The sequence below is a fragment of the Burkholderia seminalis DSM 23518 genome (assembly GCF_902832885.1).
In the GTDB taxonomy this organism is placed as follows: domain Bacteria; phylum Pseudomonadota; class Gammaproteobacteria; order Burkholderiales; family Burkholderiaceae; genus Burkholderia; species Burkholderia seminalis.
In genome coordinates this window covers 73356-86858 of sequence record NZ_CADFDK010000003.1, presented here as the reverse complement: position 1 = coordinate 86858, position 13503 = coordinate 73356, and the positions used below count along the sequence as shown (strand labels likewise).

The following is a 13503-nucleotide window of genomic DNA, read 5'->3' as shown; positions in this document are numbered from 1 at the left end:
GAATGTCCACGCCACACGCACAGACGTCGAATCCGGCGCTGATCGAACTCGAGGGTGTGAGCCACACCTATGGAGCCGGCGAGGCGGCGGTTACCGTCCTGCACCAGATCGATCTGCGCATCGAACGAGGTGAGATGGTGGCCGTCGTCGGCGCATCGGGTTCGGGAAAATCGACCTTGATGAATATCCTCGGTTGTCTCGACACGCCGACCTCGGGTACTTACCGGATCGCCGGAGTCGAGACGCAGTCGCTCGATGCAGACGCACTCGCGCAGTTGCGTCGGGAGCATTTCGGCTTCGTATTCCAGCGCTATCAGTTGCTGAACGATTTGACCGCACTCGCCAACGTCGAAGCACCCGCCGTCTATGCGGGCCTCGACGCAGAACAAAGAAGCGGACGAGCAACGAAGCTGCTCGAGCGTTTGGGTCTTGGTGACCGCCTCAGCCATCGGCCGATGCAGCTCTCTGGCGGTCAACAGCAGCGGGTCAGCATCGCGCGAGCCTTGATCAACGGCGGCGACATCATTCTCGCCGACGAACCGACAGGCGCACTCGACAGCCAGAGCGGCGAAGAACTGATGGCGCTGTTCCACGAGCTCAACGGGCAGGGCCATACGATCATCATCGTCACGCACGATATGGACGTCGCCCGGCATGCGCGCCGGATCATCGAGATTCGCGACGGGCGCATCGTCGGCGATAGGCGGCCGGAATCGACGGAACCGGAAAAGCCCGCCAATGTGCAATCTGCGTCACCGGTCGAGCCTCCGGTTTCGCTTCGGCGCAAGCATGCGCAGCCGCTTGCATTGGGCCGGCTCATCGAAGCATTCCGGCTTGCCATGCACTCGGCGGCGAACCATCGTCTGCGCTCATTCCTGACGATGCTGGGCATTATTGCCGGTATTGCGTCAGTTGCCTGCATGGTCGCTCGTGGCGAGGGAAGCCGCAGAGCAATCATCGATCATTTACGGCAGTTTGGCACGGATACGATCAGCATCTATCCGGGACGGATGGCCGGCGATTTGCGTGCGAACTCGATTCATACGCTGAGTCTCGGCGACGTGCACGCGCTACAGGCGCAAAGCTACATTGATAGCGTGACGCCGGAAGTGACGAGCACCGGAACGATTCGCGTGGGCAATAAAAACGTATCCGCGACAGTTCATGGCACAGGGCCCGATTATTTTCGCGTCCACGGCATCCATATGATCGAAGGCCGGCCTTTCGACGAGTCGCTGGTCGAATCGAACGCTCCGGTCGTCGTCGTCGATGAGAAGACCCGGCAAACGCTGTTCGGCTCCGATTCGCCGATAGGGAAAGTGGTACTCGTCGGAAATCTGCCGTGCCATGTGATCGGCGTGGCGGGTTCGAACGCCATGTCGTTTGCACCCGGTACGCTGGGGCTCTATATGCCGTACACCTCGGTCATGTCGCGTATGACCGGATCGTACGATCTCCAGAGCGTCACCGTCCGGCTCGCCGACGGCGTACCTTCGAGCGCCGCGCTCGCCGGCATCAACAAGGTTCTGAAGATGCGCCACGGTGCCATCGATTTCACGACCTTCAATTCGGATGCCTTGTTTCAGGTCGCGACGGCGTCGAACGAAACCTTTCGACTCTTTATTGCGTCGATTGCGGGCATTTCCTTGCTTGTCGGTGGCATCGGCGTGATGAACATCATGCTCGTGTCGGTGACGGAGCGCACCCATGAAATCGGCATCCGCATGGCGATCGGCGCGCGTCGATCCGATATTCGCGACCAGTTCCTTATCGAGTCCGTCTGGCTATGCGTCGCCGGTGGAGCGGTCGGTGTGGCGCTCGCGTTAGGTGTCATCCGGTTTTTTTCCGAGCCTCATAGTCGTTTCTACATGGTGCTGTCGCTCGACTCGATCGTGACTGCGTTCGCCAGTGCCGCGCTCGTGGGTGTCGTGTTCGGCTACTTCCCGGCGCGTCAGGCCGCGCGCCTCAACCCGGCAGAAGCACTGGCCCGCGAATGAGCAAGTTCCCTCATTCATTGCATGCTGTTTTGATACGTACGGCTCTACGGCAGGCTCGAGCGTCCAGGTCGATGTCGCGATTCGGCACGATCGCCTTGTTGATCGTGTCGCTGGGCGTCGCCGCATGCGGGACGTTGACGCGCACGACATGGACGCGGCCCGAGGTCTCGATTCCCCGGCATTGGCAGACAGAGTCTGCTGCCGTGGGGCAGACACCCGCTTCCGTGTCGGTCGGAGCATCGTACAGCTGGAGTGACGTTCCCGATGCGTCCAGATTGTCGCCGGCAGACACGGAAGCAAACCCCGGTGGTGATGCGAGTATCGACCCGTGGTGGAACGCGTTCGGCGATCCCGAACTGAGCCAGCTTATCGAGCGGGCGTTGGCTGGCAATCACGATCTCAAGACCGCCGTCGTCAATCTGCGCGCGGCGCAATTTGCCGTCGATCTCGCCCGCGCAAACCAATTGCCCCTGATCAGCTCTAGTGCGGCGTTGTCGAATTCTCATTCGCTGGGTGGTGCGCGCGTGGTGTCGCACTCGAAATCGCTTCTCGCATCGGCCAGCTATGTCGTCGACCTATGGGGTTCGCTGTCGAGTTCGACCGATGCATCGCGCTGGGAGGCGCGGGCAACCGAGCAGGATGAACGGACGGTCAAGATGACCGTCGCATCCCTGGTCGCCCAAGACTATTGGTTGCTCGCGCTGCTGGCGGAACAGATCGAACAGAGCGATGCATCGATTCTTTACAGCGAGCAAACGCAGGCATTGACGAATGTCCGGTATGCGTCGGGGGCGATTACGGCAGTGGACCTGCTTGCCGCCCGTCAATCGCTCGCGTCGCAACGCGCGTCGCGCAATGCGCTACTGGCGCAGCGAACCCAAACCGAAAACGCGCTCGCGATCTTGCTGGGTCAGCCACCAGGCGAAGTCTTCGTCGTACCTTCGGCGCGTCTGACGACCCCGTTGCCCGCCGTCGCCGCGGGTGTGCCGGCTTCCGTGCTCGTTCGGCGTCCAGACGTCATGGCGGCGGAGTTGCGCACGCGAAGCACACTCGCAACGGTGGATGCCGTACGGACCAGTTTCTACCCTAACCTCACGTTGACGGGGTCGGCCGGTACCGCGAGCGACGCATTGCGCAATCTGCTGCAAAACCCGCTCGGCACGCTCGCAGCCGATGTCGCGGCGCCGTTTCTGAACGTCTGGACGATGAAAGCGCAGGTGGGTTCGGCGCAAACCGCCTATGATGCCGCGGCGGTCGCATTCGCCAGGACGTTTTATCAGGCACTCGGCGACGTAGAGAACGCACTTGCCGCGCGTGCCGACTATCAGGCCGAGATCACGCAATGGGCCGATGCGCTCGAAGCAGCACGACAACGCGAGCAACGCATCGGCTGGCAATATCGGGCGGGTTCAATTCCCCTGCAGAACTTGCTCGACGCGCAGCAGGCGAGCCGCAACGCCGATGCCGAACTCGCAAGCTCCCGCTATGCGGCCCTTATCAACCAGGTGGCACTTTATGTTGCGCTCGGTGGAAGGTAGTCAAGCCTTGCAGCATCGCACGCTTGCACCGCGTCGAGCCATATCGCTATCTGGTCTGGCTGTTCACCAGATTGCCGCTCGCTGCAACCGCCGACGACTACGCGGATCTCATGCCTTGGAGAAGGCCTTCCACGGCGCAACGTCATGTCTCGCGCGCGTCAAGTAAGATAGCTCCGCCCTCATCGCAGCCTTCGCACATTCGAATTCCACCCGTCGCCGATACCGGATGCGCGCGCCCGTGTGCCATGCCCAAGTGTCCGATGACCGTCGCACGACGGCGTCCCCGCGCGTCTCGATGCCGCTACGTCGCCGACATGACAAACACATGTCATCAGTGAATTCGTTATTTGCCTCTTGATCGCCCCCCTGCCCTGCTGGATAGAATACCCAGCCGCTCACAACAAAATACGGAACAGTTAGTACATTCACTAACAATTCGATTACATCAAAAGAAAAGGAGTCCATACATGAGAGACAAGGACACGGCGACACCCTTATCGGAGGAAGTCGCCGGGCTCGGTATCATCGAAAACATTGCGCGGCGCCATTTCCTGATGGGACTCAGTGCAACGCTTCTGGCAGGATGTGGCGGAGACAGTGAAAACGCGTTTGCCGAGGGCGTGCGCGCAGCGCCGGCCAGTAGCGGTCAGTCGTCGGGCACCATGCCCGCATCGAACGGTAGCGAGGGCGGTACGCCATCGACCGGCGCCGCTCGAATCCGCACCTTTTCCCATCCCGGCCTACTGCATACCGAAGCGGATTTCGCACGCATGCGCGCCAAGGTCGGCGCACATGCTTCCCCGTGGATCGACAGCTGGAACCTGCTTCTCTCCAACTTCCATACCCGCCTGACGAGCATCCCGAACCCGCAGCCCGAGATCAGGCGCGGCGGGAGCAACGAGAACTACTGGATCCTCTACGGCGACATCGCCTTCGCCTATGGCCATGCACTGTGCTGGCGGGTATCGGGTGACAAGCGTCACGGCGACAAGGCGGTGGAGTACCTGGACAGGTGGTCGTCGACGCTCACGGCGCTCGGCGGCAACAGCAACGTGGCGTTGGCTGCCGGCATCTACGGCTACGAATTCGCGAACGTGGGCGAGATGATGCGCGGTTACGACGGCTGGAGTGCCAGCGGCCTCGCCGCGTTTCAGAAGATGATGCTCGATGTCTTCCATCCGATCAACCACGGGTTCCTGCACCGCCCTGTCGACCGCCAACGCACGCATTACTGGGCCAACTGGGAACTGTGCAACCTCGCGTCGATGCTGGCCATCGGCGTACTGTGCGACAACGCGGATATCGTCGACGATGCCGTCTCGTACTTCAAGAACGGCGCCGGCAACGGCAGTATCGGCATGGCCGTGTATTTCGTACACCCCGGTTACCTCGGCCAATGGCAGGAAGCCGGCCGCGACCAGGGCCATGCCCAGCTCGGCATCGCGCTGACCGGCGCGATCTGCGAGATGGCGTGGAATCAGGGCATCGATCTGTACGGTTACGACAACAACCGCTTCCTGGCGGGCGCCGAATACGTGGCGAAGTCGAACCTCAAGCAGGCGGACGGCTCGTTCTTCCCCGTGCCGTTCGCCACCTACCGGAACGTGGACGTCACGCAAACGGCGTTCGCGACCGGTTCGCAAGGCGGCGGCCGCCCTTGCTGGGCCCTGGTGGCAAACCATTACATCAATCGAAAGGGTCTCGCGGCACCTTACACGCAACGCTTTGCCGAATTCGTTGCGCCGGAAGGCGGCGGCGGCAACTACGGCAGCGCCAGCGGCGGCTACGACCAGCTCGGCTACGGCACGCTCACGTGCACGCGCGATCCGGGCACGCCGGCCCCGACGCCGAGCGGCCTCACGGGCTACGCAAGCGCGGACAAGGTCGTGCTGTCCTGGTGGGGATGCAGCAATGCGAGCGGCTACAACGTCAAGCGCGCGACGATCGCCGGGGGGCCGTACACCACCCTCCGCACCGGCGTCACCGATTGGCTGACGCACACCGATACGCCGCCCGGGCCCGGCACGTACTTCTATGTCGTCACGGCGCAAACGCCGGCGGGCGAATCGGCCGCGTCGAACGAGGTGAAGGTGGCAACCTCGACGCTGTTGCTCGCGCACCTGACGTTCGATGAGGGCAGCGGCCTCACGGCCGCCGACCGGTCGGGCAACGGCCACCACGGCACGCTGAACGGGGCGACATGGGCCCCGGGACGCCGCACCCATGCGGTGTCGCTCAACGGAGCCGGCGCGTACGTCGAACTGGCGGGCGAGATTCTGTCCGACGTAGCGGATTTCACGATCGCGGTGTGGGTGTACTGGAACGACCGCGGGCAAAGCTGGGCGCCGATTCTCGACCTGAGCGGCCGCTTCGGCAGCTACGTCACGCTGATGCCGCGTACCGACTGGCGCACCGACAATCAGTCGATGCGCTTCGCGATCGCGGTGAACGGGTTCGGCGACCAGATGGTCGACGCACCGACGATGCCGGACAAGCAATGGGTGCACGTGGCGGTCACGCTCGCCGGCCCGACGGCGACGCTTTACATGAACGGCAAGCCGGTCGCCGGCAACACGGGCATGTTTCTCGCGCCGTTCCGGCTCGGCGGTCTCACGCATAACTGGCTCGGCAAATCGCAGTACCCCGTCTCGACCTTCAACGGCCTGCTCGAGGACCTGCGCATTTACCGCGGCGCGCTCGGCGCCGCGCAGATCGTGGCGCTGATGAACGGTTGAGGCCGCCAAGCGCACGCCGTCCGGCCACACGGCGGCACGATCGGTGCATCGAGAACCGGTCATGCCGTTCGTGGCTGCCGTTCGTGGCTGCCGTCCGGCGGTGACGTTCGGTCTCCAGGCACCGCCGAACACGCGCACTTCCCTACGCCGTGGACGGATGCGATGCACCGAACAACCGGATCACGACACCGCGCAGCCATCGATTGCCGGCCTCGTGGTGATAGCGCGCATGCCAATGCTGCCGAACCGCGAAGCCTTCGACCGGGATCGGGCAGGCATGAACCGCCAGATCGCTCGCCTGAGCCAGGGTCTGGCCGATATGGCGCGGTAACGTCGTGATCAGGTCGGTCGTCTGGACGATCGCACCCAAACCCAGGAAACCCGGCAACTCCAGCACGACGTCTCGCTCGATGCGCGCCTGCCGCAGCGCCTGTTCGAGCAGTTGCGCCCCCGTTCCCCCCGTAATGGCGACATGGCCTTCGGCACGGTACTGCTTCGCGCCGAGACGGCCGCGAATCCTCGGATGATGCCGGTTGGCCAGACAGACCCAGTCCTGGTCGTACAGTTTCTGCTGATAAATACCGCCGCCCAGCCACGGCACGTAGCCGATCGCGAGATCGGCCTCGCCGGATTCGAGCGCGCGTTCCGTATTGCCGTCGATCCGTGCGGCTTCCAGCCGGACGCCGGGCGCCTGCGCGCGGACATGGGCCAGCAGCCGCGGGAGCAGCGTGACGTGACTCGCGTCGGTCATGCAGATGCGAAACCGTCGCTGGGCCGTCGCGGGATCGAACGCGATCTCCCACGCGGTGAAGCGCCGCAGGGATTCGAGAATTTCCCGGCAGGGCCCGATCAGCGCGTCGGCTTGCGGGGTCGGCGCCATGCCGCCGGGCGTGCGAATGAACAGCGGATCGTGCAGATGTTCCCGCAAGTGCCCGAGCCAGATGCTGACCGTCGGTTGGCTCTGGCCCAGTTGCTCGGCGACGCGCGTGACGCTGCGCACGTCGTACAGGAGATCGAAAAGCTGAAGCAGCTTCAGGTCGGGCAGGTCTGCGGGCATCGTGGCGTTATTGTCCATGGCAATGACGACATTGTATCCATTGCATTGTCGGCATGAGCGGCGACTCCTATCGTGACGCCATACGTCAAGGAGAAGCCATTGAAAATAGCGATTCTGGGGGCCGGCGCACTGGGCTGCGCGATCGGCGCCACCCTCACCCAAGGTGGCCACGAGACCTGGCTGATCGACCGCTCGCCCGCGCACGTCGATGCGATGCGCGATAACGGCCTGCGCGTCGACGATACCGGCGGCACCCGCCACGTACGGGTCCACGCGACGACGCGGGCTGCCGATGTCGGCGTGGCCGACCTGGTGGTCGTGCTGGTCAAGTCGTTCCACACCGATGCGGCCATCCGCGGCGCCCAGTCGCTGGTGGGGCCCGATACCACCGTGCTGTCGCTGCAGAACGGCCTCGGACACGAGGACATCCTGATCGACGTCGTCGGCCGCGAGCGCGTCCTCGCGGGCAAGACCTACGTCGGCGGCGTGCTGCGCGGCGCGGGTCACATCGAATCCGGCGTGATCGGCAAATACACCTATATCGGCGAACTCGACGGCCGCATCACGCCGCGCGTCGAGGCAATCGCCGCCGCGTTCAATGCCGCGGGCCTCGCCACGACGATCAGCGACAACATCGTCGGCACGATGTGGGACAAGCTGCTGGTGAATGTCGCGACGGGCGCGCTGACCGGCCTGACCGGCCTCACCTACGGGCAGCTTTACGACGAGCCGCTGTTGAAGGCGACGTCGCTCGCGGCCGTGGCCGAGGCGATCGCGGCCGCCCAGGCGGCGGGCGTGAAGCTGTCGATGACCGATCCCGAGCAGGCATGGACGTTGGCCGCCGAGGGGCTGCCCGCGAGCTTCAAGACGTCGATGCTGCAAAGCCTCGAGAAGGGCTCGATCACCGAAATCGACTTCATCAACGGTTCGGTCGTGCGCTGGGGGCAGCGCTACGGCGTGCCGACCCCGGTCAATGCCACGCTCGTCGCCTGCATCAAGGGGCTGGAACGCGCGATGGCCGACCGTCAACGGAAGGAGACCGCCGCATGAGCGTCCCGAAAGCCTATCTCGAACACGTCGCGATCTGGGTGAAGGACATCCGCTGGCACATCCGTTTCTTCGAGGACGTGCTCGGCATGACCCTGCGCGAAGTGGACGGCACGCTCGACGCGCCGCGGCAGTACTGGACGCTCGGCGGCCTGCAGTTCATCCACGCGCCGGAACACGACGGCCCGGAAGGCCGCCTCGCCCATCTCGGCGTGATGTGCGAGGACCTGGAGGCCGCGCTGGCCGCGGCACAACGATTCGGCGTGACGGAAATGCCGCAGGGACGGAACTGGCTTCGCCTGCCCGACGGGCTGGCGGTCGAACTGATCCAGGCCAGGCCGGCTTCCTGCGTCGCGCAGGCACTGGCGATCAACCCGCGCGCGGAGGCATGACCATGACGATCGTCGAAAAATACTGGGACGACGCCCGCGAGGGCGACACGTGCACGAGCCCGACTTACACCGTGACCAAGGCGCGCATCCTCGCGTACGCCGACCTCACCGGCGACCATACGCCCGTCCACGTGGACGAGGAATACGCGAACGCCAGCCACTTCGGCTGCCTCGTCGCGCACGGGCTGTTCGGCCTGTCCATCGCCGACGGCCTGAAGACGCAGAGCGACTATCGCTTTCTGCCGGGCATGTCGCTCGGCTGGACCTGGGATTTCCTGCTGCCGATCAAGGTCGGCGACGTGCTTCACGTCAAGTTCCGCGTCGGCTCGATGCGGGCGAGCAAGAGTCGCCCGGGCTGGGGCATCGTCGTGCTGCCGTCGGAGCTGATCAATCAGGACGGTCAGGTCGTTCAACACGGCGAGCATCGCCTGATGGTGCCGCGCCGCCCGGAGGCACTGTAATGCAGGCTCGCCCACTCGAAGGCATTCGCGTCGTCGACTACAGCCACTTCCTTGCCGGGCCGTATGTCGGACGCTGTCTGGCGGCGCTCGGCGCCGAAGTCATCAAGGTCGAGCGCCCCGGGTCGGGCGACGCCGGACGGCAGCACGCGACCGTGCTCGACGACCAGCAAAGCGGCTACTTCCTGCAGCTCAACATGGGCAAGCGCGGCGTGAGCGTCAACATGAAGGACGCGCGCGGCAAGGCATTCATGCAGCGGCTGTGCGACTCCGCCGACGTGTTCATCGAGAACTATCGGCCGGGCGCGCTGGACAAGCTCGGGCTCGGTTATGACGAACTGTCGGCGCGCAATCCGGGCCTCGTCTACTGTTCGATTTCCGCGTACGGGCATACCGGCCCCGATGCGCATCGCGCGGGCTTCGGGCTGATCGCCGAGGCCAAGAGCGGGATCATGCAGATGGTCGGCACGCCGGGCGAACGGCCGCCGCTGCTGCGCATCTCGCTCGGCGACATGTACACCGGCATCCATGCGGTCGCGGCCATCAACGCCGCGCTGCTGGGGCGCGTGAAGAGCGGCCGCGGGCAGCACATCGACATGGCGCTGTACGACACGCTGGTATCGATGCACGAATATGCGGTGCAGTGCTACACGCTGCAGGGCGTGCTGCCCGAGCAGACCGGGCACGACATGCCGACCTCGACGCTCTACGGCGTGTTCCGCGCGTCGGACGGCGATCTCGTGATCGCCGCGCAAGTCGACGACGCGTGGAAACGCTTCGCCGAGCTGATCGCGACGCACGGCGGCCCGGCGGATTTCGGCGCCGATACGCGCTTCCACGACAGCGTCGGGCGCAACGCGCACCGCGCGGAGATTCTGTCGGTCGTCGAGCCGTGGGTGGCCGCGCGCTCCGTCGCGTCGGTACTGGACCTGCTGGACGGCATCGACGTGCCGTGCGCGAAGGTGCAGCGCATCGACGAAGTGCTGAACGATCCGCAGATCCAGGCCAGAGGCATGGTCGTCGAGCAACAGCATCCGCGCTACGGGACGCTGCGCCTGCCCAACCTGCCGTTCCGGTTTTCCGATTGCGACACGACGATTCGCGACGTCGCGCCCGATCTCGGGCAGCACAACGCGGAAGTCGCGCGCGCCCTCGGGTTCGATTCGGCCGAGATCGACGCGATGCAGGCCGACGGCGTCCTCTATTCAAAAGCGAGCCAATGATGACCGACCAATACGCGGTGATCGGCAATCCGATCGGGCACACGAAATCCCCGTTGATTCACGGGCTGTTCGCGAAGGAGACGCGGCAGGACATCAGCTATACGGCGATCGAGGGGCCCGTCGCGCCGGCAGGCGCGTTCGCGGCCGCGGTTCGGGCGTTTTTCGAGGGTGGCGGCAAAGGCATCAACGTCACCGCGCCGTTCAAGCTCGACGCGTTCGCGATGTCGGACGAACGCAGCGAGCGGGCGCGGCTGGCGGGCGCGGCCAACGCGCTCAAGTTCGACGGCGGCCGCATCCTGGCGGACAACTTCGACGGCATCGGGCTGGTGCGCGACATCGAAGCGAACCTCAACCTGCCGATGGCCGGCAAGCGTGTGCTGGTGCTCGGCGCAGGCGGCGCGGCGCGCGGCGCGCTGTTGCCGTTCCTCGAAGCGGGACCGGCCGAACTGGTCATCGCGAATCGCGACGTCGACAAGGCGCGCGCACTGGCGGAGCAGGTCGCCGGACGCGGTCCGCTCGTCGCCAGCGGCTACGCGGACCTCGCCCGGATGGGGCGTTTCGACCTGGTCGTCAATGCGACGTCGGCCAGCCTGACCGGCGACCTGCCGCCGGTCCCGCCGAGCGTGTTCAGCCCGGCCGGCACGGCCTACGAACTGGCATACGGCAAGCGTCTGACGCCGTTTCTGCGGCTCGCGAAAAACGCAGGGGTCCACGGGATCGCGGATGGCGTCGGCATGCTGGTCGAGCAGGCGGCCGAAGCATTCGCGTGGTGGCGCGGCGTACGCCCGCAGACCAGCGCGGTGATCGATCGCCTGGCCGTGCCCTTTGATTGAACCCGCGACGGAGATTCGCATGAAGAAGATCCTGATGCTGCACGGCATCAATCACAACATGTTCGGCAAGCGCGATCCCGCGCAGTACGGGACGATCACGCTCGCGCAGATCGATGCGCGGCTGCAAGCGCTGGCGACGGAACTGGGCGTACAGGTGGAGTCGTTCCAGACCAACGGCGAAGGCGCGATGTGCGAGCGCATCCATCGCGCTTTCGAGGAACGCCAGGACGCGGTGCTGATCAACGCGGGCGCATGGACGCATTACAACTACGGCATTCGCGATGCCCTGGCGATCCTCACGTGCCCGATCGTCGAGCTGCACATGTCCAACATTCATGCACGCGAGCCGTTCCGGCATCACTCCGTCCTGGCCGAGATCGTCAGCGGGCAGATTTGCGGGTTCGGGGTCCAAAGCTATCTGCTCGCACTGAGGGCCGCGGTTTCGGCGCTCGGCGACGAATAAGCCGATTCCCGCATCGGCTGCCGATGCGGGACCGACGCGCATGCGCAGCCGTCGCCAGCGCGCGGCGTTGCGCACCGCGCGTGCTCGCCGCGCGCCGTATCGACTGGCCGCGGTCTGGTCGCACGACGGCGTCGACACATCGGGCAGTGACGACGCCGCGCATCACCCGCCTTGCCCGGCACGCATATCAATATCCGGAGACGACGATGACCACGACCTTGCGAGACGAGCCCAGGGGCAGGCACCAATCGAGAAAAGCCGCCATCAGCGGCTGGATCGGATCGGTGCTCGAATACTACGATTTCTTCATCTACGCCACGGCATCGGCGCTGATCTTCCCGCAGATATTCTTTCCGCACGGCAGCCCCACCACCGCCATCATCGCGTCGCTGGCCACTTACGGCGTCGGCTACGTGTCCCGCCCGATCGGCGCGTTCGTGCTGGGCCACCTCGGCGATACGCGCGGACGGAAAACCGTCCTGCTGTTCTGCATGTTCCTGATGGGCATCTCGACCGTCGGCGTCGGCCTCCTGCCGACCTATCAGCAAGCCGGGCTGATCGCGCCCGCGTTGCTCGTGACGCTTCGCCTGCTGCAGGGTTTCGCCGTGGCCGGCGAGATCACCGGCGCGAGCTCGATGATCCTGGAGCACGCGCCGTTCGGCCGGCGCGGCTACTTCGTCAGCTTCACGCTGCAGGGCGTGCAGGCCGGGCAAGTGCTGGCCGCCGCCGTGTTCCTGCCGCTCGCCTACTACATGCCGTCCGCGCAATTCGACAGCTGGGGCTGGCGCATTCCGTTCCTGCTGAGTGCGCTGGTCATCGTCGCGGGCCTGATCATTCGCCGCGAGGTCGACGAGTCGCCGGCCTTCGACGAAGCGGTGCGCAACCGGTCGCAAGCCGGCTCGCCGGTGGCCGACGCTTTCAGGCACCACTTTCCCGACATGCTGCGCGTGGCCTGCATGTCGATGATGAACGTGATTCCGGTCGTCGCCACGATCTTCGGCGCGGCCTATGCGGTCCAGCCGGCGTATGGAATCGGATTCCAGAAGGATGTCTATCTCTGGATCACGGTGATGGGCAATATCGTTGCGATGATCGTGATCCCGTTCGTCGGCAACCTGTCCGACCGCGTCGGCCGCCGGCCGCCGATCATCGTCGGCTCGCTGGCCGCCGGGCTGCTCGCGTTCGCCTACCTGTATGCGATCAGCATCCGGAACGTGCCGCTCGCCTTCGTGATGTCGATGCTGATGTGGGGCGTGGTGTACCAGGGCTACAACGCGGTATTTCCCGCCTTTTACCCGGAACTCTTCCCGACCCGCACGCGCGTCTCGGCGATGGCCATCGCGCAGAACCTCGGTACCGCGGCCACGGCGATGCTGCCCGCGCTGTTCACCGCGGTCGCGCCGCCGGGTGCCCATCACGTCTGGCTGATCGTCGGTGCGATCGCGTTCGGCATCACCATGATCGCGTCGCTCGCGGCCTGGAGCGCACGCGAGACCAGTCGTGTCCATTTGAACGATTTGGGGCGAGCGAACGCGCAACCGGTCGGCAAGGCAGAATACGACCTGCTGCGCGCCGAGGCACTGTCGCACGATCGCGTCGTGCGCGAACCCGTGCCCGGATCCGTCGGCGGCTAACCGGCGTTCGGCGGGGCGTCGGGTTCGGCGCCCCTTCCGTCCAGCCATTTCAGCTCGCCGCGGCCGCCCTCGCCGCACGAGCAACCTTGCGTAACCGCTGCCCTTATTCGAAGCTCGATGCCCGAT

The 13503-nt window shown here is 65.1% G+C and carries 12 protein-coding genes; 11 read left to right on the top strand and 1 reads right to left on the bottom strand.

The genetic code is table 11. The features are described from left to right. The first annotated feature begins 2 nt into the window (after positions 1-2). From HWX00_RS10970 to HWX00_RS10955, 4 genes are all read left to right on the top strand, one after another. Positions 3-1997 (top strand): MacB family efflux pump subunit, encoded by a 1995-nt coding sequence (locus HWX00_RS10970; RefSeq protein ID WP_175027772.1) that lies wholly within the window; start codon positions 3-5, stop codon positions 1995-1997. 71 nt (positions 1998-2068) lie between these two features. Then, the gene (locus HWX00_RS10965) at positions 2069-3535 is read left to right on the top strand and encodes an efflux transporter outer membrane subunit (protein ID WP_175027773.1); all 1467 of its coding nucleotides are present in this window, start codon (positions 2069-2071) and stop codon (positions 3533-3535) included. A 23-nt stretch (positions 3536-3558) separates the two neighbouring features. Next, positions 3559-3873 (top strand): transposase domain-containing protein, encoded by a 315-nt coding sequence (locus tag HWX00_RS36775; protein ID WP_226194316.1) that lies wholly within the window; start codon positions 3559-3561, stop codon positions 3871-3873. Positions 3874-4002: 129 nt separating this feature from the next. Beyond that, positions 4003-6270, top strand: coding sequence for a LamG-like jellyroll fold domain-containing protein (locus tag HWX00_RS10955; protein ID WP_175027774.1), 2268 nt, complete (start codon positions 4003-4005; stop codon positions 6268-6270). Positions 6271-6412: 142 nt separating this feature from the next. Here the strand turns inward: HWX00_RS10955 and HWX00_RS10950 are convergent, their stop codons facing one another. Beyond that, positions 6413-7345: a LysR family transcriptional regulator gene (locus HWX00_RS10950; RefSeq protein WP_034190464.1), complete on the bottom strand. Its 933-nt coding sequence runs from the start codon at positions 7343-7345 to the stop codon at positions 6413-6415. Between the two features lie 81 nt (positions 7346-7426). On the opposite strand from HWX00_RS10950, the gene HWX00_RS10945 reads away from it, so the two are divergent. From HWX00_RS10945 to HWX00_RS10915, 7 genes are all read left to right on the top strand, one after another. Beyond that, on the top strand, positions 7427-8377 hold the full coding sequence (locus tag HWX00_RS10945; RefSeq protein WP_034190463.1) for a ketopantoate reductase family protein: 951 nt from the start codon (positions 7427-7429) through the stop codon (positions 8375-8377). Beyond that, positions 8374-8766: a VOC family protein gene (locus tag HWX00_RS10940; protein ID WP_034190462.1), complete on the top strand. Its 393-nt coding sequence runs from the start codon at positions 8374-8376 to the stop codon at positions 8764-8766. Before HWX00_RS10945 ends, HWX00_RS10940 begins: the two co-directional genes overlap by 4 nt. A 2-nt stretch (positions 8767-8768) precedes the next feature. Further along, positions 8769-9227 carry a MaoC family dehydratase gene (locus tag HWX00_RS10935; protein ID WP_034190461.1) on the top strand — a complete coding sequence of 153 codons (459 nt, stop codon included), beginning with the start codon at positions 8769-8771 and terminating at the stop codon, positions 9225-9227. Then, on the top strand, positions 9227-10447 hold the full coding sequence (locus HWX00_RS10930; RefSeq protein ID WP_034190460.1) for a CaiB/BaiF CoA transferase family protein: 1221 nt from the start codon (positions 9227-9229) through the stop codon (positions 10445-10447). The genes HWX00_RS10935 and HWX00_RS10930 overlap by 1 nt, the downstream gene beginning before the upstream one ends. Beyond that, positions 10447-11280: a shikimate dehydrogenase gene (gene aroE / locus HWX00_RS10925; RefSeq protein WP_059562215.1), complete on the top strand. Its 834-nt coding sequence runs from the start codon at positions 10447-10449 to the stop codon at positions 11278-11280. Before HWX00_RS10930 ends, aroE begins: the two co-directional genes overlap by 1 nt. 19 nt (positions 11281-11299) lie before the next feature. Continuing rightward, on the top strand, positions 11300-11743 hold the full coding sequence (gene aroQ, locus HWX00_RS10920; RefSeq protein ID WP_069706399.1) for a type II 3-dehydroquinate dehydratase: 444 nt from the start codon (positions 11300-11302) through the stop codon (positions 11741-11743). Between the two features lie 206 nt (positions 11744-11949). Continuing rightward, complete coding sequence (locus tag HWX00_RS10915) at positions 11950-13377, top strand: MFS transporter (RefSeq protein WP_124609965.1); 1428 nt, start codon at positions 11950-11952, stop codon at positions 13375-13377. Positions 13378-13503: the final 126 nt, after the last annotated feature.